The sequence below is a fragment of the Vibrio kasasachensis genome, assembly GCF_050337565.1.
In the GTDB taxonomy this organism is placed as follows: Bacteria; Pseudomonadota; Gammaproteobacteria; order Enterobacterales; family Vibrionaceae; genus Vibrio; species Vibrio kasasachensis.
In genome coordinates this window covers 53,325-75,648 of sequence record NZ_JAKJTB010000022.1, presented here as the reverse complement: position 1 = coordinate 75,648, position 22,324 = coordinate 53,325, and the positions used below count along the sequence as shown (strand labels likewise).

The 22,324-nt window shown below is 42.9% G+C and carries 23 protein-coding genes; 19 read left to right on the top strand and 4 right to left on the bottom strand.

The window, feature by feature from the left end; genetic code table 11:
- Positions 1–51: 51 nt before the first annotated feature.
- On the bottom strand, positions 52–477 hold the full coding sequence (locus L4C38_RS17775) for a universal stress protein (protein WP_428798890.1): 426 nt from the start codon (positions 475–477) through the stop codon (positions 52–54).
- A 153-nt stretch (positions 478–630) separates the two neighbouring features.
- Here L4C38_RS17775 and ftnA point away from each other — a divergent pair, with 153 nt between their 5' ends.
- The 3 genes from ftnA (at position 631) to L4C38_RS17760 (ending at position 2,883) form a co-directional block, all read left to right on the top strand.
- A complete protein-coding gene (gene ftnA / locus L4C38_RS17770; RefSeq protein WP_428798889.1) occupies positions 631–1,158 on the top strand; it encodes a non-heme ferritin in 528 nt (175 codons plus the stop codon).
- A gap of 74 nt (positions 1,159–1,232) precedes the next feature.
- Complete coding sequence (gene uspB / locus L4C38_RS17765; RefSeq protein ID WP_428798888.1) at positions 1,233–1,556, top strand: universal stress protein UspB; 324 nt, start codon at positions 1,233–1,235, stop codon at positions 1,554–1,556.
- Positions 1,557–1,695: 139 nt separating this feature from the next.
- Entirely contained in the window at positions 1,696–2,883 is a 1,188-nt protein-coding gene (locus L4C38_RS17760) for a BaiN/RdsA family NAD(P)/FAD-dependent oxidoreductase (protein ID WP_428798887.1), read from the top strand.
- Positions 2,884–2,935: 52 nt separating this feature from the next.
- Here L4C38_RS17760 and L4C38_RS17755 read toward each other — a convergent pair whose 3' ends face one another.
- Positions 2,936–3,838, bottom strand: a complete 903-nt coding sequence (locus tag L4C38_RS17755; RefSeq protein WP_428798886.1) for a DMT family transporter — start codon at positions 3,836–3,838, stop codon at positions 2,936–2,938.
- A 162-nt stretch (positions 3,839–4,000) separates the two neighbouring features.
- Here L4C38_RS17755 and rmuC point away from each other — a divergent pair, with 162 nt between their 5' ends.
- The 7 genes from rmuC to tatC all read left to right on the top strand — a co-directional run bounded on the left by rmuC (position 4,001) and on the right by tatC (position 10,139).
- Complete coding sequence (gene rmuC / locus L4C38_RS17750) at positions 4,001–5,551, top strand: DNA recombination protein RmuC (RefSeq protein WP_428798885.1); 1,551 nt, start codon at positions 4,001–4,003, stop codon at positions 5,549–5,551.
- A 64-nt stretch (positions 5,552–5,615) separates the two neighbouring features.
- Positions 5,616–6,398, top strand: a complete 783-nt coding sequence (gene ubiE / locus L4C38_RS17745; protein ID WP_428798884.1) for a bifunctional demethylmenaquinone methyltransferase/2-methoxy-6-polyprenyl-1,4-benzoquinol methylase UbiE — start codon at positions 5,616–5,618, stop codon at positions 6,396–6,398.
- A gap of 10 nt (positions 6,399–6,408) precedes the next feature.
- The gene (locus tag L4C38_RS17740) at positions 6,409–7,014 is read left to right on the top strand and encodes a ubiquinone biosynthesis accessory factor UbiJ (RefSeq protein ID WP_428798883.1); all 606 of its coding nucleotides are present in this window, start codon (positions 6,409–6,411) and stop codon (positions 7,012–7,014) included.
- On the top strand, positions 7,011–8,645 hold the full coding sequence (gene ubiB / locus L4C38_RS17735) for a ubiquinone biosynthesis regulatory protein kinase UbiB (RefSeq protein WP_428798882.1): 1,635 nt from the start codon (positions 7,011–7,013) through the stop codon (positions 8,643–8,645). The genes L4C38_RS17740 and ubiB overlap by 4 nt, the downstream gene beginning before the upstream one ends.
- A gap of 50 nt (positions 8,646–8,695) precedes the next feature.
- Positions 8,696–8,947, top strand: coding sequence for a Sec-independent protein translocase subunit TatA (tatA, locus tag L4C38_RS17730; RefSeq protein WP_428798881.1), 252 nt, complete (start codon positions 8,696–8,698; stop codon positions 8,945–8,947).
- 3 nt (positions 8,948–8,950) lie between these two features.
- The gene (gene tatB / locus L4C38_RS17725) at positions 8,951–9,331 is read left to right on the top strand and encodes a Sec-independent protein translocase protein TatB (RefSeq protein ID WP_428798880.1); all 381 of its coding nucleotides are present in this window, start codon (positions 8,951–8,953) and stop codon (positions 9,329–9,331) included.
- A gap of 64 nt (positions 9,332–9,395) precedes the next feature.
- Positions 9,396–10,139 carry a twin-arginine translocase subunit TatC gene (gene tatC / locus L4C38_RS17720; protein ID WP_428798879.1) on the top strand — a complete coding sequence of 248 codons (744 nt, stop codon included), beginning with the start codon at positions 9,396–9,398 and terminating at the stop codon, positions 10,137–10,139.
- Between the two features lie 336 nt (positions 10,140–10,475).
- Here the strand turns inward: tatC and L4C38_RS17715 are convergent, their stop codons facing one another.
- On the bottom strand, positions 10,476–11,237 hold the full coding sequence (locus tag L4C38_RS17715; RefSeq protein ID WP_428798878.1) for a TatD family hydrolase: 762 nt from the start codon (positions 11,235–11,237) through the stop codon (positions 10,476–10,478).
- A gap of 148 nt (positions 11,238–11,385) precedes the next feature.
- Between L4C38_RS17715 and hemB the strand changes: the two genes are divergently transcribed.
- The 4 genes from hemB to spfP all read left to right on the top strand — a co-directional run bounded on the left by hemB (position 11,386) and on the right by spfP (position 16,587).
- Complete coding sequence (hemB, locus tag L4C38_RS17710) at positions 11,386–12,432, top strand: porphobilinogen synthase (RefSeq protein ID WP_428798877.1); 1,047 nt, start codon at positions 11,386–11,388, stop codon at positions 12,430–12,432.
- A 77-nt stretch (positions 12,433–12,509) separates the two neighbouring features.
- The gene (locus tag L4C38_RS17705) at positions 12,510–12,944 is read left to right on the top strand and encodes a GNAT family N-acetyltransferase (RefSeq protein ID WP_428798876.1); all 435 of its coding nucleotides are present in this window, start codon (positions 12,510–12,512) and stop codon (positions 12,942–12,944) included.
- A 613-nt stretch (positions 12,945–13,557) separates the two neighbouring features.
- Complete coding sequence (gene polA, locus L4C38_RS17700; RefSeq protein ID WP_428798875.1) at positions 13,558–16,347, top strand: DNA polymerase I; 2,790 nt, start codon at positions 13,558–13,560, stop codon at positions 16,345–16,347.
- A 192-nt stretch (positions 16,348–16,539) separates the two neighbouring features.
- Positions 16,540–16,587: a small protein SpfP gene (gene spfP, locus L4C38_RS21305; RefSeq protein WP_438356636.1), complete on the top strand. Its 48-nt coding sequence runs from the start codon at positions 16,540–16,542 to the stop codon at positions 16,585–16,587.
- 274 nt (positions 16,588–16,861) lie between these two features.
- Here the strand turns inward: spfP and yihA are convergent, their stop codons facing one another.
- Positions 16,862–17,539, bottom strand: a complete 678-nt coding sequence (yihA, locus tag L4C38_RS17695) for a ribosome biogenesis GTP-binding protein YihA/YsxC (RefSeq protein WP_428798874.1) — start codon at positions 17,537–17,539, stop codon at positions 16,862–16,864.
- A gap of 136 nt (positions 17,540–17,675) precedes the next feature.
- Between yihA and L4C38_RS17690 the strand changes: the two genes are divergently transcribed.
- The 5 genes from L4C38_RS17690 to hemN all read left to right on the top strand — a co-directional run bounded on the left by L4C38_RS17690 (position 17,676) and on the right by hemN (position 22,291).
- Positions 17,676–18,293, top strand: a complete 618-nt coding sequence (locus tag L4C38_RS17690) for a c-type cytochrome (protein ID WP_428798873.1) — start codon at positions 17,676–17,678, stop codon at positions 18,291–18,293.
- A 715-nt stretch (positions 18,294–19,008) separates the two neighbouring features.
- Positions 19,009–19,647: a class I SAM-dependent methyltransferase gene (locus L4C38_RS17685; RefSeq protein WP_428798872.1), complete on the top strand. Its 639-nt coding sequence runs from the start codon at positions 19,009–19,011 to the stop codon at positions 19,645–19,647.
- Positions 19,647–20,216 (top strand): Der GTPase-activating protein YihI, encoded by a 570-nt coding sequence (gene yihI, locus L4C38_RS17680; RefSeq protein ID WP_428798871.1) that lies wholly within the window; start codon positions 19,647–19,649, stop codon positions 20,214–20,216. Before L4C38_RS17685 ends, yihI begins: the two co-directional genes overlap by 1 nt.
- A gap of 9 nt (positions 20,217–20,225) precedes the next feature.
- On the top strand, positions 20,226–20,714 hold the full coding sequence (locus L4C38_RS17675) for a DUF2489 domain-containing protein (protein WP_428798870.1): 489 nt from the start codon (positions 20,226–20,228) through the stop codon (positions 20,712–20,714).
- Between the two features lie 188 nt (positions 20,715–20,902).
- Positions 20,903–22,291, top strand: coding sequence for an oxygen-independent coproporphyrinogen III oxidase (gene hemN, locus L4C38_RS17670; protein ID WP_428798869.1), 1,389 nt, complete (start codon positions 20,903–20,905; stop codon positions 22,289–22,291).
- The last annotated feature ends 33 nt before the right edge of the window (positions 22,292–22,324 follow it).

Sequence of the window (22,324 nt, the reverse complement as noted above, 5' to 3'; positions counted from 1 at the left end):
CTCATGAACAATACCAGCCGCCAGTCTAAACTAGATCAATCTCGGGTGCGATTAATCCTTCAGTGGTACAACCAATAGGTCGACAGGAGTGCAATTAATCAGTTGTCGAGTTGAAGAAAGTAGCTTGCTCCAAAAATCCTGATGATGCCCACAAATGACCAAATCAACTTTGTATTCACTAATATTTTCGCACAGCTCATTACCCAGATCGCCACTACCAACAAGGGTATGCTTGATCGGGTAATCAGCATGGTCAGCTAAGTGCTGTAACTGTGTCTGGGAGGCTTCAGTCGCTTTGTGTTGAGTCTCTGCCATATTGATATCAATTAGCCCGGTATACAGCTCGGCATAGTTAACATCGATATGAATAAATGAAACGTCGGCGTCGAGTGGCGCCGCTAAAGCAACCGCTTTATCCACCAAGTGTTTACTGTCTTCTGAAAGGTCAATCGCAACTAAAATATGTTGATAACTCATAATGCTATCTCCTGTAGGGCATTGGATTAAGGTTAGCATCCGCAGGGTGAAAATTATGCTGTAGTGATCTCAGATCTCTATAGAGTATACAAAGTGTTCTGAGAACGTTCGTGTTATAGTTTGGTTAATTAATAGCAAGACTAGGAGCTGAATATGCTGTCCCCAGCAATGGTTGATCAATTGAATGAACAAATTAACATCGAATTTTTTTCATCCAACCTATACTTACAAATGAGTGCTTGGTGTGAAGACAAAGGATTTGGTGGCGCCGCTGAATTTTTACGTGTTCACGCAGTAGAAGAGATGGAGCATATGCAGCGTTTGTTTACTTATATTAGTGAAACAGGTGCGATGCCGATTCTAGGTGCAATTGAAGCACCACAGCACGAGTTTGAGAGCCTTGGTCACGTATTTCGTGAGACTTATGAACATGAGCAAATGATTACAGCGAAAATCAACAAACTGGCTCATTTAGCGTTCACGTCGCAAGACTACTCAACATTCAACTTCTTGCAGTGGTACGTGGCAGAACAGCACGAGGAAGAGAAGTTATTTAAAGGGATATTGGATAAGTTAGAGCTCGTTGGTGAAGACGGTAAAGCACTGTTCTTTATCGACAAAGATCTAGCCGCTTTAGCAAAAGAAGGTTCATCTTCTATCATGGATGCCCCGGCTGAATAACTGCCAGCCAAAAAAGACGTTTAATTAGTTCGTCTTTTCCTCTTGGGCACGATAGAAGGTGTAGGGAGGAAAAGATGATCAGTGCAGACACCATTCTATTTGCGCTTATGCTTGTTACTTTAGTTAATATGGCAAGGTACCTAACAGCGCTACGTTCGTTAATTTATGTCATGCGTGAGGCTCACCCCTTACTGTACCAGCAAGTTGATGGTGGTGGCTTCTTCACTACGCACGGCAATGTCAGCAAACAATGTAAATTATTCAATTACTTGAAAAGTCGAGAGTATCATCATCACCATGATGAAGTATTCACTTCGAAATGTGACCGCGTGCGACAGCTTTTTATCCTTTCGGTTTCACTGATTGGCGTCACTTTATTGGCTGCCTTTATTCTTTAACTTTTAGGCAATCTGGGCTTGTTAGCGTGGTTAATTGGCAAGCAGAGCAAGAACCGCTAGAATAGCGCCTTGATTAGCAAGGATGTGCAAAACTGCACATCCTTTTTTATTGCGTTAACTGTTGTTTGAGTAAGTCATAATGAGTGAAAAATTTGACGTCGTTATTATAGGTGCGGGCGCTGCCGGTTTAATGTGTGCGGCAGAAGCAGGCAAGCGAGGTCGTAAAGTATTAGTACTCGATCATGCGAAAAAACCAGGGCGTAAAATCCTGATTTCTGGTGGTGGTCGTTGTAACTTCACTAACTATGATGTGAGCGCGAGTCATTACTTGTGCCGTAATCCACACTTTGTAAAATCAGCATTATCGCAGTACACCAACTGGGACTTCATCTCAATGGTGAGTAAGCATGGTATTGAGTTCGAAGAGCGTGATCATGGCCAGTTGTTCTGCATAGATTCCGCGAAACAAATCGTACGCATGTTGCTTGACGAATGCCAACAAGCAAGTGTGCAGTTACGTTGCCAACAAGATGTACATCTGATTGAAAAAATAGAACAAGGCTTTCGCTTAGACATGCATACATCCGTAATTGAGTGTGAATCGCTGGTGGTTGCTACGGGTGGGTTATCGATGCCAAAACTAGGTGCGACCCCTTTTGGTTACAAGATTGCCGAACAGTTTGGACTACCAGTAATCACCACCACCGCTGGCTTGGTGCCATTTACCTTACATAAGCAAGATAAGGAAGACTTTGCTGAATTATCAGGTATTGCGATTCCGGTTGAAATTACGGCTCAAAATGGAACGGTATTTAAAGAAGCATTGCTGTTCACCCACCGAGGTTTATCGGGACCTGCTGTTCTGCAAATTTCATCGTTCTGGAAGGCGGGGCAATCGGTAACGATCAACCTAGTGCCAGAAGCGGATGTCGATGAACTGCTTATTGTTTCACGTGAGAAGCACCCGAATCAAAGCTTAAAGAATACTTTGGCGAAAGTGCTGCCAAAGCGATTAGTTGAAGTCATGATTGAGCGTAAAGAGCTAACAGATAAACCACTGAAACAGTTTAATGAAAAACAGCTTCAGCAAGTAACGCAATATCTAGAAAATTGGGGCATTGCGCCAAATGGAACTGAAGGTTACCGCACGGCCGAAGTTACTCTCGGTGGTGTGGATACTGATTATCTATCTTCTAAAACAATGGAATGTAAGCAAGTACAAGGTATGTTCTTTATTGGTGAAGTGATGGATGTAACTGGTTGGTTAGGTGGTTACAACTTCCAATGGTGTTGGAGCTCGGGTTTTGCTGCTGGGCAACATGTCTAATTTAATTTGAAAATGAAAGGGCGCTTTAAGCGCCCTTTATTATTTGTAGTGATTATAAAGTGGTGAGTTGCTGTTTGTTTTTAAATTTAATCTGTTGAATGACTAAACCAGCAATAATCAGCACCAAACCTATCAAGGTTGTGGGGTGAATACTTTCACCAATAATGGTTGCCAATAAGATTAACGAGATAAATGGCGACGCAAAAATCAGATTACTGATGCGAGCGGTGTTTTGAGTCAGCTTCAATGCACTGAGCCACAACACAAACGTCACGCCCATTTCAAATAAGCCAACATAGGTGACGGCCAGCCAACCTGAGGGGCTGATTTGGCTCCAGTTAGCACCTTCCCAAATGCTGATCGCGATGGCAAAAGGGATTGCGACTAAAAAGCCTAACAGTACACCAACCACGGGATCTGCTTTGTTTTTGGCATTTAAAATCCAATAACCAGCCCATAGCAGAGTAGAGAGCAGTGCTAATCCCACGCCTAACGGGCTTTCAAAATTCAGCCCCAAAATATCGCCCTTCGTTGCAATCACGACAACACCAAAGTAGCTCAGTATGCAGGCGATCCAATCTTGTTTTCTAATCTTTTGGCCAAGAAAGAACGATGCCATTAAAGTTAGAGTGATTGCCCAGCTGTAGTTGATGGCTTGCGCCTGAGAAGCTGGCAGCAAGTCGTAGGCTTTAAACAAGATGATGTAATAAGCTAAGGGGTTGATAAGCCCAAGAAGTAAGTAATACCAGGGATTAGAGAGAAAAACAGCGGATAAAGAGTTCAGCTTACCCTGTACGCCACAAATAACGATCAGAATAACAGCAGAGACAATGCTGGCAATGGTTAGCATTTGAATTGGAGTGAATTCGGCAAGGGTAAGCTTAAAAGCGGTTGCGACGGTAGACCAAAGCAAAACGGCTGATAAACCAAAACCTAAGGCGCGGCGCTCGTTCATAGTATTCCTTTATTTAGCAAGCAAAAACGCACACGGAAAACCAGTGGCACAGTGTACGGGAGGCTAAGTGTATCTGCTGATTATCTAGCCGACAAACTGGACATTTATCCAGTGGTGAAATACCATTATTTTTACGCTATAGAAAAGAGTCAACGCCTTATTATGCAATGGATTATTGAGAATCAAAGTATGTTGTTTAGTGCCTTTGGTGGTGCAGCGCTGAGTGGCATAGCTGTTGGTTGGTGGGTAAAGCAAAAATTGACTCTTGAGAGTCAGCTCCTAGAGCAACAATTAGAATCCAATCGACAATTGGCTCACTCTCAAATAAATCAGTTGAAACAATCGCTTGTTGAATCAAAGCAAGAGCTTGATGAGCTTGATGAAGAGCGTGATAAAGCAGCTTACGAGCTAAAGCAATCCCACGGAAAATTTATGGCGGTGATGGAGAAGCTACGCTACTTCGAGACCGTGAAACAAGAACGTCAGCAATATGGCGACGAGCTGAATCATGTGCGAGAACAGAAATCGCAATTGGAAGCCCAATTGCGAGAGCAAGAAGCTCGCCACCAACAGGCGCAATTAGCCAGCCAAGAGAAACTGCAATTATTGGAAAAAGCAGAAGACCGCTTAAAGCAGCAATTTGAGCATTTGGCTAACCAGCTGTTTGAAGAAAAAACGGCAAAGGTAGATCAGCAAAATCGCCAAAGCTTGGAGGGTTTGCTCAGCCCTCTTAAGGAGCAACTAGAAGGTTTCAAAAGGCAAGTTAATGATAGCTTCAATTTGGAAGCCAAAGAACGGCATACTCTGGTTCATGAGCTTAAGAGCTTACAGCGTTTGAATGAGCAAATGACACGTGATGCTGTCAATCTTACTCAAGCTTTGAAGGGTGATAACAAGCAGCAAGGTAACTGGGGCGAAGTGGTATTGGCGCGAGTATTAGCAGAATCAGGTTTGCGTGAAGGGCATGAATATCAAACACAAGTGAGTCTGCAAAATGAAGCGGGTAAACGTTACCAGCCGGATGTCATTGTTCACTTACCGCAAGACAAACAGGTAGTGATTGACTCAAAAATGGTGTTGGTCGCTTATGAACGTTATTTTAATGCAGAAACTGATCATGACCGAGCGCGTGCACTGAGTGATCATTTATTGGCGATGCGTAATCATATTAAAGGCTTAAGCAGTAAGGATTATCATCAATTGAAAGGCATTCGTAGCCTTGATTACGTGTTGATGTTTATTCCTGTTGAGCCAGCGTTTCAAGTGGCTATTCAAGCTGATCCAAGCTTGGTCAAAGATGCAATGGAGCAAAACATTATTTTAGTGAGTCCTACCACTTTGCTGGTGGCACTACGCACGATTGATAACCTTTGGCGCAACGATCGTCAAAATCAAAATGCACAGATTATTGCCGAACGAGCCAGTAAGCTGTACGACAAACTGCGTTTGTTTGTTGAGGATATGGAAGGGCTTGGTTCAGCATTAGATAAAGCAAATCAAAATTATCAAGGGGCAATGAACAAGCTGGCAACAGGGCGTGGCAATGTAATTCGCCAAGCGGAAAGCTTCAAACAGCTTGGGGTTGAAGTGAAGCGTCCAATCTCTCCAGCCATGGCTGATCTGGCTAATGGACAAGATGGAACAGAAAATGAATATATGGCGGAAAATCCATCGCAGTTAGAAAGACATCCGAGTGAGGATAAAGTAAACTAATCGACCGCAACTCAAACCAATTATGTATTAAGAGTTATACCGAGTTGCTCGACGAGGAATCACAATGACGGATACAAGTGTGCAATCAAATACAGCTTTAGAAACAGCAGAAACCACCCATTTCGGTTTCACTACCGTAGCCAAAGAAGAAAAAGTAGCAAAAGTTGCTCAAGTCTTTCATTCGGTAGCGGCAAAGTACGACATTATGAACGATTTAATGTCGGGTGGTGTGCACCGTTTATGGAAGCGCTTCACTATTGATTGTAGCGGTGCTCGTCCCGGTCAACATGTGCTTGACCTTGGCGGTGGTACAGGCGACCTTACCGCAAAGTTTTCACGTATCGTTGGTGATACTGGGCGCGTTGTATTAGCGGACATCAACAACTCAATGTTGAATGTGGGCCGTGATAAGCTGCGAGATATTGGCATTGTTGGAAACGTACATTACGTACAAGCAAACGCCGAAGAGTTACCATTCCCCGATAATCATTTTGACATCATCACGATCAGTTTCTGCCTGCGTAACGTGACGGATAAAGACAAAGCCTTACGTTCTATGTTCCGCGTGTTAAAGCCGGGTGGCCGTTTATTGGTGCTCGAGTTTTCAAAACCCGTGCTCAAGCCACTTTCAAAAATTTACGATGCATACTCGTTCCACTTGCTACCAAAAATTGGTTCGCTTGTGGCAAACGATGCTGAGAGCTACCGTTACCTTGCTGAGTCAATTCGCATGCACCCAGATCAAGAAACCTTGGAGAGCATGATGAATGAAGCGGGCTTTGAGCAAACCAATTATTACAACCTTACTGGCGGTATAGTTGCGTTGCATCGTGGTTACAAGTTCTAAAAGGGTAGATATGCCATTCGAACCATTAGTGACAGCCGTTATTGAAACGACGCTCAATACACTGATTCAAGACGATCCTGAGTTGGGTCGTCGTCTTACTCGGTTAAAAGGGCAAGTTATTCAAGTTCACCTAAAAGAAGTCAATAAAACACTGACGTTTGTATTTAGCCAACAGATAGATGTTTTGGCGAATTACGAAGATGAACCTGATTGCTATCTATCGTTGAATCTTTCGGTGCTGCCAGAATTGCGTGAGCAAGCCAATATTACCAAGCTAATTAAACAAGATAAGTTGGTTTTAGAGGGGGATATTCAATTGGCTCAGAAATTTGCCCAATTGATGACAGATTGCAAACCAGACATGGAAGAATGGTTATCTCGAGTTACAGGTGATGTGATTGCTCACTCACTAGTTGCAGGAGCAACAAACTTAAGCCAGTTCGTAAAATCAAAAGCGAAAAAACATCAAAACCACTTGGGGCAAGTGATCACCGAAGAGTGGAAACTCACTCCCGCACCTTTAGAGATCGTTTACTTTTGTGATCAGGTGGATGATGTAAAAAGCCAAGCGGCGCGTCTGGAAGTCAAATTTAATCAATTGATGGAGCGCGCATGACGCCATCTGAACTTCGTCGCCTATACCGCATTATAAAAGTTCAGCTCGAATATGGGTTGGATGAGTTATTACCCGATCATCAACTGACCAAAGCGCCGCTGTTGGCTCGTAAAGCCCTGTTTTGGATCAAAAATCAACATGCAGACCAAGATCTTGGCGAGCGTTTACGTTTAGCGCTGCAGGAACTCGGTCCTGTGTGGATCAAGTTTGGCCAAATGATGTCGACACGTCGCGATCTTTTCCCGCCGCATATCGCCGACCCACTTGCTTTACTGCAAGACCAAGTCGCGCCATTTGATGGCGAGTTAGCAAAACAGCAGATGGAAAAAGCGTTAGGCGGACCATTAGATAATTGGTTTACCGACTTTGCTATCAAACCACTGGCATCCGCTTCTGTCGCGCAAGTCCACACTGCTTGTCTAAAAGAGAGCGGGCAAGAGGTTGTTTTAAAGGTAATTCGTCCTGATATTCGTCCTATGATTGATGCCGATCTTAAGTTGATGCATCGGATGGCGCGTATTGTTGCGAAAGCTTTACCTGAAACTCGCCGCTTAAAACCAGTCGAGGTCGTACGTGACTATGAGAAGACTTTACTGGATGAGCTAGACTTAAGACGAGAGGCGGCAAACGCAATTCAGCTACGTCGAAACTTTGAAGGCAGTGAAGAGCTATACGTACCGGAAGTTTATCCGGAGTTTAGTAGTAAAAGCTTGATGGTTTCAGAGCGAATCTACGGTTTTCAAGTTTCTGATATTGAAGGATTGAAGGCAAATGGCACCAACATGAAGCTTCTTGCGGAGCGTGGTGTGAGTGTGTTCTTTACCCAAGTATTTCGTGATAGCTTCTTCCACGCAGACATGCACCCCGGCAATGTGTTTGTTAAGCCTGAACATCCAGAAAACCCAATGTGGATTGGTCTCGATTGCGGTATTGTCGGAACACTAAATAGTGATGATAAGCGCTATCTTGCGGAAAACTTTTTAGCTTTTTTTAATCGCGATTATCGCCGTGTAGCTGAATTACATGTTGAATCAGGTTGGGTTCCACGTGAAACCAACATAGATGAGTTTGAATTTGCCATTCGCATTGTTTGTGAACCAATTTTTGCTAAACCACTGTGTGAAATTTCATTTGGTCATGTGCTGCTTAACTTGTTTAATACTGCGCGCCGATTTGAAATGGAAGTGCAGCCTCAGCTAGTGCTGCTGCAAAAGACCTTGTTGTATGTTGAAGGTTTGGGTCGTCAGTTATATCCTCAGCTAGATTTATGGGAAACCGCCAAGCCATTCCTAGAGAAATGGATGATGAAGCAGGTTGGACCGCAAGCGGTGATTGACGCAGTGAAAGACCGTGCGCCGTTTTGGGCAGAGAAGCTGCCAGAGTTACCAGAGCTGCTTTATGATAGTTTAAAGCAGGGCAAAGCGCTTAATCAGCGCATGGATCAACTCTATCAAGGCTACCGCTCATCGAAGCGTCAGCAGGCAACTGGAAAATTTTTATTTGGTGTTGGCGCCACATTAGTCGTATGCTCGGCAATATTGGCTAACAACACTTATGAACAGCTATCGACATGTGGCGCTATAGTAGGTGTCACATTTTGGGTGTTCAGTTGGCGAGCTTATCGCCGATAGGCGTTAGACTTTAACGATAACTTTGTTTAATAGAACCCGAGGTAAAAGTAATGGGTGGTATTAGTATTTGGCAACTTCTCATTGTTGCTGTGATTGTTGTTTTACTGTTTGGTACCAAGAAGCTACGTAACATTGGTGGTGACTTAGGCAGTGCAGTGAAAGGCTTTAAGAAAGCGATGAGTGATGAAGAAGCGCAGCAAGAAAAGAAAGACGCTGATTTTGAACCTAAAAACCTAGAGCAGCAGAAGACAGACGCTACGGAAGCTACTGCTGAAACTAAGAAAGACAAAGAGCAGGCATAATACGTGTTTGATATCGGTTTTTGGGAACTGGTATTAATATCTGTCGTCGCACTCGTAGTACTTGGTCCTGAACGCTTGCCACATGCGATTCGTAGTGTTTCACGGTTTGTTTCGTCAGCTAAAAGCATGGCAAACAGTGTGAAAGATGAAATCAGTCACGAGCTTAAGGTACAAGAGCTACAAGAGAATCTACGTAAAGCTGAACAGATGGGAATGGAAGATCTATCCCCAGAGTTGAAGTCTTCGGTGGATGAACTTAAAAAAGCGGCGCAAGAGGTACAGCGTCCCTATGCTCAAAAGGCTACAGAGACAAGTCAAGTCGAAGTGGAATCTATGCCACTTTCATCTGAGACAAGTACCACTGCAGATAAGAAAGCCGAATAGTCTCATCGTGAGGAGCTGCATCTAATGTGCGGCTCTTCTTTGATCTTTTTTAATGAGGTTTGATATGTCCTCTGTCGAGCAGACACAACCTTTAATTAGCCACCTTCTTGAGCTGAGAAACCGCCTATTGCGCGCTATTCTTGCTATATTGGTGGTCTTTGTTGGCTTGATCTATTTTTCAAACGAAATCTACGAGTTTGTTTCAAAACCACTACTAGATAAGTTGCCTGAAGGGGCAACAATGATTGCTACTGATGTAGCGTCGCCATTTTTCACGCCATTAAAGCTGACACTAATTGCTTCGGTTTTCGTTGCTGTGCCATTTATCCTGCATCAGGTGTGGTCGTTTGTCGCACCGGGGTTATATAAGCACGAACGTCGGCTAATCATGCCGTTGATGTTCTCTAGCTCATTACTGTTTTATACCGGTGTCGCATTTGCTTACTATGTGGTTTTTCCTCTGGTATTTGGTTTCTTTACCGCAATCTCACTCGGTGGGGTTGAGTTTGCTACCGATATCTCCAGCTATTTAGACTTCGTATTAGCGTTATTTCTAGCATTTGGTATTGCGTTTGAAGTACCAGTGGCAATTATTCTACTTTGCTGGACTGGTGCAACAACGCCTGACAGCTTACGTGAAAAGCGCCCTTACATTGTGGTGGTCGCATTTGTAATCGGTATGTTGCTTACACCACCGGATATGATTTCGCAGACTTTGCTTGCCATTCCGATGTGTATCTTGTTTGAGGTCGGATTGTTCTTTGCTAAATTCTATGTTCGTAAGGATGAAATTGACGAAGAGGAATAGTAGATATAGCGTGAGGATAATTTTTGTTTTGAAATAGAAAAGGCTTGCCCATAGGCAAGCCTTTTCTATTTCAAAACGCATCATACGATGAGTGGGTATCTACTTTATCTTAATAATATGTCCGCATTGCGAGCATTGATAGATTTCTTTGATACCAAAAAGTTTTTGCCAAAACGTACGGTGCAGTCTCTGTAAGTGTTTTGAGTGGTCACACATATCAAGCACCTTGTATAAGAGTTGATACGCATATTAAACTAGTGAGCTCACAGTTTAAAGTGATAGTCGCGGCATAGATCACATTCTGATGATTTTATGTCAATTTAATGCTGATTTATTTCATAAATTAAACAGTTTGGTCGCATTTTTATCTGTTATTTGAATGATACTCTCGACAGTTTGAACTTTTAGTTCGGCTATTTTGTGCGCCACCAGTGAGGCGTAAGCAGGCTCATTACGCTTACCTCGATGAGGTACAGGAGCAAGGTAAGGGCAGTCGGTTTCGAGTAATACATAGTTCATATCAAGGTGTGGGATCACTTGATCCATTCCGCCATTCTTAAAGGTTGAAACACCACCAAGCCCCAAGTGAAAACCAAGATCGTTAATTGCTTTTGCTTCTTCTACACTGCCACCAAAACAGTGGAATACACCGCTCAATGATCCGTCTTGCTCCTTGCGCAGCAATGCCAAGGTCTCTTGAATTGAATCTCGGGTGTGGATGACCACAGGCAACTGCATTTCTTTAGCCCAATTAAGCTGGGTAATAAATGCATACTCTTGCTCGGTTTTGTATGTTTTGTCCCAGTACAGGTCGATACCAATTTCACCTACTGCGATAAACGAATGTTTGCTAAACCAGTTATGAATAGTCGCCAGTGTTTGCTCAACGTTCCCGTCCACATAACAAGGGTGTAGACCCATCATTGAACGGCAAATTTGTGGGTAGGCAGCTTCAGTTGCGAGCATCGGCTCAATAGATTCAAGGTCAATATTCGGTAGTAAGATGGTATCAATGCCTTGGGATAGAGCGCGTTGAACCACTTGCTCGCGATCGTTATCAAATTCGCTCGCGTAAATATGCGCATGGGTATCGATCATGATAGTACTCATTTTAAATGGATGGCATGAGTATACGGCAGTGTGAACCTGAGGTCATTTTTTGCAATTTTCATTATTGCCGCTAGCGTGAAGGCGTCAGAGTGATATGATTCTATGCAGCACTATCACCAGATTCGAGGAGAATAGAGTGTCAGTTTCCATTCAAGGTCAATTTCCTGCTCGTCGCATGCGTCGTATGCGTAAACATGACTTTAGCCGTCGTCTTATGGCTGAAAATCAATTGTCAGTAAACGATTTGATTTATCCAATGTTTGTATTGATGGGCAAAGATCGTCGTGAGCAAATTGAGTCAATGCCGGGCATTGAACGTCTGTCGATTGATTTGCTGCTAGAGGAAGCACAGTACCTCGCACAGCTTGGTGTACCAGCAATCGCTCTATTCCCTGTTGTTAATCAAGATGCTAAAAGCTTATGTGCAGCAGAAGCTTATAATGCCGAAGGATTGGTGCAACGCACTGTGCGCGCATTAAAAGAGCATGTGCCAGAAATCGGTGTAATTACTGACATTGCATTAGATCCATTCACTACTCATGGTCAAGATGGCATCATCGATGAGGAAGGCTATGTACTCAATGATGAAACAACAGAAGTTCTGATCAAGCAGGCATTATCTCACGCAGAAGCTGGTGCCGATGTTGTGGCGCCATCGGATATGATGGATGGTCGCATTGGCGCGATTCGTGAAGCGCTGGAAGAGGCTGGTCATATCAATACACAGATTATGGCTTACTCAGCGAAATATGCATCAAGCTATTATGGGCCATTCCGTGATGCAGTGGGTTCAGCATCAAACTTAAAAGGTGGCAATAAGAAAAACTACCAAATGGATCCGGCTAATAGTGATGAAGCATTGCACGAAGTGGCGATGGATATCAACGAAGGTGCGGATATGGTTATGGTGAAACCGGGTATGCCATACCTAGATTTGGTACGCCGTGTTAAGTCTGAGCTGAAAGTACCTACATTTGCTTACCAAGTATCAGGTGAGTATGCCATGCATAAAGCTGCTATACAGAACGGTTGGCTAAAAGAACGTGAAACAGTAATGGAATCGCTGCTTTGCTTTAAACGGGCTGGTGCTGATGGCATTTTGACTTATTTTGCTAAAGACGTGGCGCAATGGTTGGCTGAAGATACCGGTAAAGCAGCCGAATACTTACGTGATCACGACTAGGTTTAGTGCAATGTAAATGAAAAAGGTCGGCTTTGCCGACCTTTTTTGATGACAATATTTACCCCAAGGAAATAAAAATGAGTGTGGTAGTTCGTCAAGGTACACTCGAAGAGTGCATAGAAGCGGTAGAGGCGATTAATGAATTTATCCATAAAGAGAGTGTAGTCACACTGTCAGAGCGCTTGATGGGCAAGCGTTCGTTAATACTCGTAGCAGAAGAGCAAGGCAAGATCATCGGATTTAAGATTGGCTATGAGTTAGATCCGCATACTTTTTATAGTTGGTTTGGTGGTGTGTCACCGGTTATGCGTGGTAAAGGCATTGCGCAGCAGTTACTAAAAGATCAAGAAGCTTGGGTATTCGAGCAGGGCTACCGTGTGACCAAAGTAAAATCGCGGAATCGGTTTACATCGATGCTGAGGTTGTTGATAAAAAATGGTTATCTAATTGAAAGCGTTGAGCAAAAACCTGATCTTTGTGAATCAAGAATTCATTTCATTAAAACAATGTAAAAATAAATGAGACTTCTTCTCATTTAGTGGTTGACTATGCAAATGAGAATCATTATTATCAATCTTGTCTTAGGGAATGAAGAAGTTCACAAGGATGTTTAGCTAACAAATTCAACCCATTGAATTTAGTAGCGATGCTGAATTACTTGAACTTGCACAACTTCTTTTGACACGACATTGCTCACATTGCTTCCAGTGTAATTTATAGCTTTATGGTAAAGCGGCATGTTTTACATGAAATGCTTTGACCCTTTTTTGCTAGGCGACATCGAAAGATGTCGCTTTTTTTATGTCTTTTATTTGTCCTTGAACAAAAGGACACCAATAGTCTTTTCCACAATCAAGGATCGTTTTCAGATCGCATCTATCATGATCGATCTTTTCTTTTGTCCTTTATATTCAGTGGGTTAATTCACAAAAAATCAAAAGTGTGACCGATGTCAATATCGGTGAATAATTATTATAAACAGAGTTATCCACAATGCTGATCGTGATGTGAAGTCTTAATCGACAAATGTCGCAAGAGACATCACAGACTTTGCATGGCATCACTGACGCAGTCGTGGCATCCTAAGCGGATCTAATTTGCTTTCTCTTTGGAACCTAAAAGACTATGGCTCGCATTCCAGATAATCCACTAATTCTGATCGATGGCTCCTCTTATCTATACCGTGCATTTCATGCGTACCCTGAAACCATGAGCAATGGTGATATTCAGACTAATGCGGTGTATGGCGTTGTTAACATGCTACGTAGCATGATGCGCCAATTTGCTTCAGAGCGTATTGCGGTAGTGTTTGATGCAAAAGGAAAAACCTTTCGTGATGATATGTATTCTGAATACAAAGCTAATCGCCCGCCAATGCCCGATAATTTGCGTTGCCAAATTGAGCCATTGTATGACGTGATTCGTGCTATGGGGCTACCATTGATCTCCATTTCGGGTGTTGAAGCGGATGATGTAATCGGTACTTTGGCCTCTCAAGCATCGCAACAAGGTATACCTGTTCTGATCAGTACAGGTGACAAAGACATGGCACAACTGGTTGATGACAATGTTACCTTGATCAACACCATGACAAACGTAGTGATGGATCGCGAAGGTGTGATTGAGAAATTTGGTATTCCACCAGAGTTAATCATCGACTACCTTGCGTTGATGGGCGATAAAGTCGATAACATCCCGGGCGTACCTGGTGTAGGAGACAAAACAGCGACGGCGTTACTGCAAGGCATTGGTGGTTTAGATAAGTTATTCGACAATCTAGATGACATTGCTCCGCTTGGCTTTCGTGGTTCGAAAACCATGGCAAAAAAATTAGTCGAGAACAAAGAAAAAGCACTGCTTTCATACCAACTTGCGACGATCAAACTTGATGTCGAAATGGAGTTTAAGCCACAAGAGCTTATCAAAGCAGATCCAAATAAAGATGAGATGATTAAGCTATTTGGTCAGTTGGTGTTTAAATCATGGCTCAATGATCTACTCGAAGGTGGAACAGGCGTGGTTGAAGCGGCTGAAAAGTCTTCAGCATCCGCTGTATCATCAGCAAGCCCAGTTGAAATAAATACAGCGGCAGTAACCATTGATCGCAGTCAGTATCAAACCATTCTCGATCAAGAGACGTTTAGTCAATGGCTAGAAAAGCTAAAGGCAGCTGAAGTATTCGCGTTTGATACTGAAACAGACAGTCTTGATTATATGGTTGCGAATTTGGTTGGTCTGTCGTTTGCAACAGAAGAGGGTGTAGCGGCTTATGTTCCGGTTGCCCATGATTATCTTGATGCACCAGAGCAGCTTGACCGCGATTGGGTGCTCGCGCAGTTAAAACCGATTTTGGAAGATGCTAGCCAAGCGAAGGTGGGGCAAAATCTGAAATATGACGCCAGTGTTTTAGCTCGTTACGGCATTAACATGCGCGGAATTAAGTTTGATACCATGTTGGCCTCTTACGTATTTAACAGCGTTGGCGGCAAGCATGGTATGGATAGCCTTGCATTACGTTTCCTACAACATAGTTGTATTTCCTTTGAGCAAATTGCTGGCAAAGGCAAAAAACAACTGACATTTAACCAAATCGATCTTGAGCAAGCATCCCCGTACGCAGCCGAAGATGCAGATGTGACTTTGCGTCTACATAACCGCTTGAATGAAAAACTGCAGCAAGATGAAAATCTCAATGCTATCTACCAAGAAATTGAAATACCATTGGTACCGGTTCTATCACGCATCGAGCGCACTGGTGTATTGATCGATGACATGATGTTGTCAGCGCAATCACAAGAAATTGCAGTACGCTTGGATGAGTTAGAGCAGAAAGCTTATGTGCTTGCTGAGCAAGAGTTCAATATGAACTCACCGAAACAGCTACAAGCCATTTTGTTTGAAAAAATGGGACTTCCTGTGGTGAAAAAGACACCGTCTGGTACTCCATCTACAAACGAAGAAGTGCTACAAGAGTTAGCGCTCGATTATCCATTACCTAAGTTGATCTTAGAGTACCGTGGTCTTGCTAAGTTGAAATCGACCTATACCGATAAACTGCCGAAGATGATTAACTCAGAAACAGGGCGTGTTCATACTTCTTATCATCAAGCGGTAACCGCGACGGGTCGCTTGTCATCGACCGATCCAAACTTACAGAATATCCCTATTCGTAATGAGGAAGGGCGTCGTATCCGTCAGGCATTTGTTGCGCCGCATGGTTACAAGATCATGGCTGTCGATTACTCTCAAATTGAATTGCGCATTATGGCGCATCTTTCTGATGATAAAACATTGCTGGATGCCTTCCGAGAAGGCAAAGATATTCATACTGCAACGGCTGCGGAAATCATGAGTGTCAGTATCGATCAAGTGACGTCAGAGCAGCGCCGTCGTGCTAAAGCCGTTAACTTCGGTTTGATCTATGGAATGAGTGCGTTTGGTTTGGCTAAACAACTCGGCATTTCACGTGGTGAAGCGCAAGAGTACATGAACAAATATTTCGAACGTTATCCCGGCGTATTACAGTACATGGAAGATACACGTAGTACCGCTGCTGAAAATGGCTATGTCGAAACCATATTTGGTCGTCGTTTATACTTACCAGAAATTACGTCACGTAATGGCATGCGTCGTAAAGCGGCTGAACGTGCAGCAATCAATGCACCGATGCAGGGGACTGCGGCAGATATCATCAAGAAAGCGATGCTACTTGTTGATGAGTGGATTGAAAAAGAAGGCGATGGTCGTGTTAAGTTGTTAATGCAAGTGCACGATGAATTGGTTTTTGAAGTGGAAGAGTCATCTTTAGCCGAAACTGAAATTAAAGTACAACAATTGATGGAGGCTGCAGCTCAGTTGAAAGTACCGCTAATTGCAGAAGTTGGTCGCGGTGATAACTGGGAGCAGGCTCATTAGGTAAAAAATGAGCTAAAACTGAGTTTTAACATGAGCCAGCGCACAAACGCTGGCTTTTTTTTGTCGTTAAAAAAGAATGAGTTCGGGATGGTGTTTTGTCGCTAACCAATAGAATTATGAAAATAACCTACAAAATTACTTTGAATTTATGACCAATTGTTGTACATTAATTGCGTAGGGTACAGAGGTAAGATGTTCTATCTTTCAGACCTTTTGTTTCACGTTATTGGATTAGGCTAATTCAGCCGCCCCAGCCAGCATTTGGCTGGGGCGTTTTTTCTTGTGGTAAAGAATAAACAATAACCTTACTTTTCAATACAAATCCCAAGTCATTATTTCGGCTAACTCTTAATTTTATTCTCACTATTATTGCTGCAGTAAAACGTCCAATTACACAAATATGTAATATTCCTTCATTAAACTTCTATTATTTCGCACAAAGAATAAACGCTTATAGTTGCTAGCTACAAAAAAGCCCCGCACATGGCGAGGCTCTTTGAGGAAATAGGCGATGCTATTCGCTATCGATATCAGTTTTTATTTCTGAATCGTTTTCTTCCTCAGCAAGGTGTGCAAAAACAGGAGCATACCATTCGTCTAGCTTATTGCGCAGTACATCAACCCCTAAGCCTTTTAGTGTTGAGAAAACATCAACTTGGACGGTTCCACCAAAGCCTTTAGCGTCTTCACGAACTTTAGTTAGCTGAGCTTTACGCGCACCACTCTTTAGTTTGTCAGCCTTAGTTAGTAGCACTTGAACAGGAATGCCGCTATCGACAGCCCAGTAGATCAACTGTTGGTCTAGATCTTTCATTGGGTGACGAATATCCATTAACACCACCAAGCCTTTTAAGCACTGGCGCTTTTGTAGATATTCACCTAAAGATTTTTGCCACTTTTTCTTCATTTCAAGTGGTACTTGAGCAAAGCCGTATCCTGGTAGATCGACGATATGACAGCCTTCCGTCACTTTAAATAGATTGATAAGCTGAGTTCGACCCGGAGTTTTACTGGTTTTAGCTAAACCTTTTTGGTTGGCCAGTCGATTTAGAGAGCTCGACTTACCCGCATTGGAGCGTCCGGCGAACGCAATTTCAATCCCCTCATCCTCTGGCAAATGACGAATGTCAGGTGCACTTGTGATGAAATGGGTGTTTTGGTAATTAATTTTTACGCTCACTGTTAACTCCATCTCGACTTTGTGTAGTCAATTGATTACTTTTTTGTGAATTTGTGTAAAATAACCGTACTCGGCATGAGGTCGCCTATTGTACCATGAGTGGCAATGTAGAGTGGTACTGGAAGCTTGATAATTATAATGGAATGTCATGAAGAAATTAGTGCTAATTGTGAGTCTTTTGGCCAGCTGCTCCGCATGGGCCCAAGGCAGCATAGAAGCTGGTAAAGCAAAATCTCAAACTTGTGTTGCGTGTCATGGGGCAGACGGCAATAGCTTACTTGGAATGTATCCTTCATTGGCCGGTCAGCATGCGAAATATATTGAGAAGCAGCTGAAAGACCTAAAACTCGGGATGACGAGTGGTGGTAAACAGGGTCGCTATGACCCAGTTATGAGCGGTATGGCAATGCCGCTGAATGAACAAGATATGGCAGATTTAGCTGCGTATTACGCTTCATTACCGCTTGCTCATAATACAACACCAGAAGATGTGGTAGAGCAAGGTAAAGCGCTTTATGCCGCCGGTGATGCTGAGCGGGGTTTAACGGCATGTATTGCATGTCATGGTCCGCGAGGTAACGGCACAGAGTTATCTGGATTCCCTAAGATCTCAGGCCAGCATGCTGATTACATTAAACTGCAGCTGGAGAAATTCAGAGACGGTAATCGTGGTAACGACATGAATGAAATGATGCGTGATGTTGCCAAGAAGTTAACTGACGAAGATATCGATGTGCTGTCGAAGTACGTTGGTGGTCTTCACTAAACAACACTCTTCCAGTCAGCTTTCCAAAGCCATGTCTTGTGACATGGCTTTTTGTTTTCCTGCAATTTTCATGAACCAGCTCACATTAGACAATACACTCCCTCCTCCTATTTTGCTCTATTCTTTGTAAGACATTTGCCATTCATATAGCTGTGAAATAAGTACCGTTTATTAAAATGGACGTTAAAACAAACCGTTAGGCATATGGTTGCTATTTAATCTGTTTTTTTTAACGAGGGTTATTGTTTATTAAGCTCCTGATCGTAAAGTATCTACATCCACACGAGGTGGTGCAGGACAATAGACTAGGATAGTCTCCATGGATGCAAGTAAGGATTACTTGGTAGATGGTAAAAGGACTGCTCGTAGGCAGGAGGCTTACATAAACAAGGATGGTTTACTCGTCTGATGGTTTAGACAGATTATGGACCAGGCTAAGGAATAGCCCATCTACAGGATGTAGAAGGAAAGCTAAAATTCATTAGGATGATGACGAACAAAACCTTTTTGGCAGGGAAAGCTCAAAAAACAAAAGGAAATTTGGAGTGCAAATTTTGCGCAACCCAGTTTCGCCATCATGGCATTTAGAAAGCGATAGTCAATCTATCGCTTTTTTTATATCTATTTTTACCGATTTGATGATTATTTGCACAATAGTGCTCCACTCTAAGAGCAGTTTCTGGTATGTTTCGCATCCCCTGTGGAGGATGTATCGATGCACGACTGTCCGCTTTGTCAAAGCAATGACACCCATCATTACTTTGAAGATAAGCTCCGTCAGTATTTAGAGTGTTCGAATTGTGCGCTGGTGTTTGTTGACCCAGCGCAACGCTTAGATGCGCAGGCAGAAAAAGCACACTATGATCTACATGAAAACGATCCTAGTGATGCTGGTTATCGCCGCTTTTTGTCTCGTATGGCAGAGCCGATTTGTCAGCGCATTTCGCCTAATTCTCAAGGGTTAGATTTTGGTTGTGGTCCTGGACCAACATTATCATTAATGTTGGAAGAACAGGGGCATGCTATGGAGTTGTACGATATCTATTACCACCAAGAAGTGTCGGTATTGGATGAAGAGTATGACTTTGTTACTGCCACAGAGGTAATAGAGCATCTGTACCGACCTGATAAGGTGTGGCAGCAATGGTTGAATTTAGTTAAGCCCGGTGGCTGGCTTGGTATTATGACCAAGATGGTTATCGATGTTGAGGCGTTTGCAACGTGGCACTATAAAAATGATATTACTCATGTGATATTTTTTAGTCATGCAACGTTTGAGTACTTGGCAGAGCGGGATAAGCTCGAACTAGAATTTGTAGGAACAGATATAATTTTACTGAGGAAAGCCCAGTAATGAGCCGTAACAAAAAAAGTAGATCAGGCGGCGGCACTGCCGACGTTATCGTTGTGCGTAACCGTACCCAGTCAGATGTAGACGGTCGCCAGCTTAAAAGAGACAAAAAGCGTAAAGGTTTAAAAACCGGTTCTCGCAATGCGGAAGTTAAGTCGCAGAAAGGTTCTGTGGCATCACAAAACCGAGACCCACGCTTAGGCAGCAAGAAGAAAATTCCGCTGATCGTAGAAGCTGTGAAAAAACCAACTAAAGTTGAACGTCGCATCAATGCTGAAAAAGAGCTAGAGATGTTAGAAACTGACGCGCAACTTAACGTATTACTGGACCGTATTGATGAAGGTGAAAACCTTGGTGCGGGTCTACAGAAGTACGTAGATGAGAAATTGGCTCGCATCGAAGTGCTGATGAAGCAATTAGGTATTTATGAAGAAGATCTAGAAGCTGATGAGGATGATTTCGAAGAGCCAGAGACGCACGTAGTTGCAAAACAAGCAAAGAAAAAACAATCATCAGATGATGATTTGTTGTCTCAATTTGAATCTTTAGATCTCAATCAATTTAAAGGATAACAGCCAGGTATGAATGTAACCTTGTTAGCCATTGCTGGTGGCATTATTGTTCTCGCCTTGGCATCTTACGCAGGTTACCTTCTTCTCCAACTGAAGAAGCAAAAGGAATTGCAGCTTAGACATCAGCAGTTGGCGATTGATAAGCGCAACGCGAACATTTTTGAAAGCGTAAACACTTTGTGTTTAGCTGGTATTCAAGGTCAGTGTGATCTCTCTGAAATCAGCATTCGTGTTTATTGCATTATGGATTATGTTCAGGGTGATGAGCGCATCGACTTTGATAAAACGTTCCCTGCAACTGCAGAGTTGTATCATGTGGTGAAAGACATGGTACGAGGTGAAGACCGCCAAACATTGTCTAAGAAAGATCGCATGCAACAAAATCTAGTTCGTCATAAAGCCGAGTCGCGCCTTCAAGATTCGATTGTTGAAGAGTTGAAAGCACTGCAAAAACAAGTGCAGCCACTGAATAATCAAATTGATATTCAAGTGCTTTAGGTCGATTGCCTAACTAAGCCTGATATCCGAGAATTGATCACTTACACTTAATAGTGAGTGACCAATTTATCAGTTCTGAGTATTTGTACTCAAAAAACGGCTTGCTTTAGTTTCTCTACCATGAAGCTATGGCAAAATAGGTCGTTAATGTAACCATGACCTTTCAGTCAAAAAATGGAATGAGCCACATGTCGCAGCAAGTCGTAGCAAGCCAACAAATTGAGTGGGATCAAACGGTTCTGGATAAATATAACTATTCCGGTCCACGTTACACGTCTTACCCTACCGCGTTAGAGTTCCATGAAGTATTTACGGCTGCGGAATTCGACATGGCATGTACGTCTTATCCAGATAGACCTCTTTCGTTGTATATCCACATCCCATTCTGCCATAAGCTTTGCTACTACTGTGGCTGCAATAAAGTGATCACCCGTCATGCGCATAAAGCGGATGAGTACTTGGATGCGTTGGAGCTAGAAATACGCACTCGTGCGAGCTTGCTTCAAGAGCGACGTGTTACTCAATTACACTTTGGTGGTGGTACGCCAACCTTCTTGTCAGAAGCACAAATTAGCCGTGTAATGGCAATTTTACGTGGTGAATTTGATTTTGAAGAGACTGCTGAAATCAGTATCGAGGTTGACCCGCGTGAAATTGAACTGGATATGCTGGATCATTTACGCAGTGAAGGTTTCAACCGTCTAAGTATTGGTGTTCAAGACTTCAATAAAGAAGTTCAATTGCTAGTAAACCGTGAGCAAGATGAAGATTTTATCATTGCTATGGTGAAGCGAGCAAAAGAGTTAGGTTTCCGCTCTACCAATCTTGACTTGATTTATGGCTTGCCTAAGCAAACCCAACAATCGTTTGCGAAAACGCTTCAACAAGTGTTAGAAATGCAGCCGGGTCGCTTGTCAGTGTTTAACTACGCTCATATGCCGCAGTTATTTGCTGCTCAGCGTAAGATAAAAGATGAAGACTTACCGCAACCATCTGAAAAAATGGCGATTCTACAACAGACAATTGACACGCTAACTGGTGCTGGCTATCAATTCATCGGTATGGATCATTTTGCGTTACCTGATGATGAGTTGGCTGTCGCGCAGCGCAATGGCATTTTGCACCGCAACTTCCAAGGTTACACTACACAAGGTGAATGTGATTTAGTTGGTTTCGGCGTTTCTGCAATATCAATGATTGGCGATGCTTACGCACAGAACCAAAAAGAGTTGCAGAAATACTACGCTCAAGTGAATGAGCAGCGTCATGCTTTATGGAAAGGTGTCTCATTAGATAGCGATGATTTGGTTCGCCGTGAAGTAATTAAGCAGTTGATTTGCAATTTTAAATTAGACAAGACATTTATTGAGCGAGAGTTCAAAGTTAATTTTAACCGCTATTTCACACAAGATTTAGAGTTGTTACAAACCTTCATTGATGATGAACTTGTAGAAGTTGATGACAGTGAGATTCGCGTGACATTACGCGGACGTTTGTTAATCCGTAATATTTGTATGTGTTTTGATAAATACCTGCGAAGCCGCGCACGCCAACAACAGTTTTCACGTGTAATCTAAAAGTAGACTAACGAATAATTTTAAAGCCACGCA

What these genes read in the sequence shown, in the direction of transcription:
- L4C38_RS17740 (WP_428798883.1), top strand. Translation starts at nt 6,409, where the DNA reads ATGCCATTCGAACCATTAGTGACAGCCGTTATTGAAACGACGCTCAAT.
- ubiE (WP_428798884.1), top strand. Translation starts at nt 5,616, where the DNA reads ATGACGGATACAAGTGTGCAATCAAATACAGCTTTAGAAACAGCAGAA.
- L4C38_RS17755 (WP_428798886.1), bottom strand. Translation starts at nt 3,838, where the DNA reads ATGAACGAGCGCCGCGCCTTAGGTTTTGGTTTATCAGCCGTTTTGCTT.
- tatA (WP_428798881.1), top strand. Translation starts at nt 8,696, where the DNA reads ATGGGTGGTATTAGTATTTGGCAACTTCTCATTGTTGCTGTGATTGTT.
- L4C38_RS17675 (WP_428798870.1), top strand. Translation starts at nt 20,226, where the DNA reads ATGAATGTAACCTTGTTAGCCATTGCTGGTGGCATTATTGTTCTCGCC.
- L4C38_RS17715 (WP_428798878.1), bottom strand. Translation starts at nt 11,237, where the DNA reads ATGATCGATACCCATGCGCATATTTACGCGAGCGAATTTGATAACGAT.
- L4C38_RS17690 (WP_428798873.1), top strand. Translation starts at nt 17,676, where the DNA reads ATGAAGAAATTAGTGCTAATTGTGAGTCTTTTGGCCAGCTGCTCCGCA.
- L4C38_RS17705 (WP_428798876.1), top strand. Translation starts at nt 12,510, where the DNA reads ATGAGTGTGGTAGTTCGTCAAGGTACACTCGAAGAGTGCATAGAAGCG.
- L4C38_RS17760 (WP_428798887.1), top strand. Translation starts at nt 1,696, where the DNA reads ATGAGTGAAAAATTTGACGTCGTTATTATAGGTGCGGGCGCTGCCGGT.
- hemN (WP_428798869.1), top strand. Translation starts at nt 20,903, where the DNA reads ATGTCGCAGCAAGTCGTAGCAAGCCAACAAATTGAGTGGGATCAAACG.
- yihI (WP_428798871.1), top strand. Translation starts at nt 19,647, where the DNA reads ATGAGCCGTAACAAAAAAAGTAGATCAGGCGGCGGCACTGCCGACGTT.
- L4C38_RS17685 (WP_428798872.1), top strand. Translation starts at nt 19,009, where the DNA reads ATGCACGACTGTCCGCTTTGTCAAAGCAATGACACCCATCATTACTTT.
- ftnA (WP_428798889.1), top strand. Translation starts at nt 631, where the DNA reads ATGCTGTCCCCAGCAATGGTTGATCAATTGAATGAACAAATTAACATC.
- ubiB (WP_428798882.1), top strand. Translation starts at nt 7,011, where the DNA reads ATGACGCCATCTGAACTTCGTCGCCTATACCGCATTATAAAAGTTCAG.
- rmuC (WP_428798885.1), top strand. Translation starts at nt 4,001, where the DNA reads ATGCAATGGATTATTGAGAATCAAAGTATGTTGTTTAGTGCCTTTGGT.
- polA (WP_428798875.1), top strand. Translation starts at nt 13,558, where the DNA reads ATGGCTCGCATTCCAGATAATCCACTAATTCTGATCGATGGCTCCTCT.
- tatC (WP_428798879.1), top strand. Translation starts at nt 9,396, where the DNA reads ATGTCCTCTGTCGAGCAGACACAACCTTTAATTAGCCACCTTCTTGAG.
- uspB (WP_428798888.1), top strand. Translation starts at nt 1,233, where the DNA reads ATGATCAGTGCAGACACCATTCTATTTGCGCTTATGCTTGTTACTTTA.
- L4C38_RS17775 (WP_428798890.1), bottom strand. Translation starts at nt 477, where the DNA reads ATGAGTTATCAACATATTTTAGTTGCGATTGACCTTTCAGAAGACAGT.
- yihA (WP_428798874.1), bottom strand. Translation starts at nt 17,539, where the DNA reads ATGGAGTTAACAGTGAGCGTAAAAATTAATTACCAAAACACCCATTTC.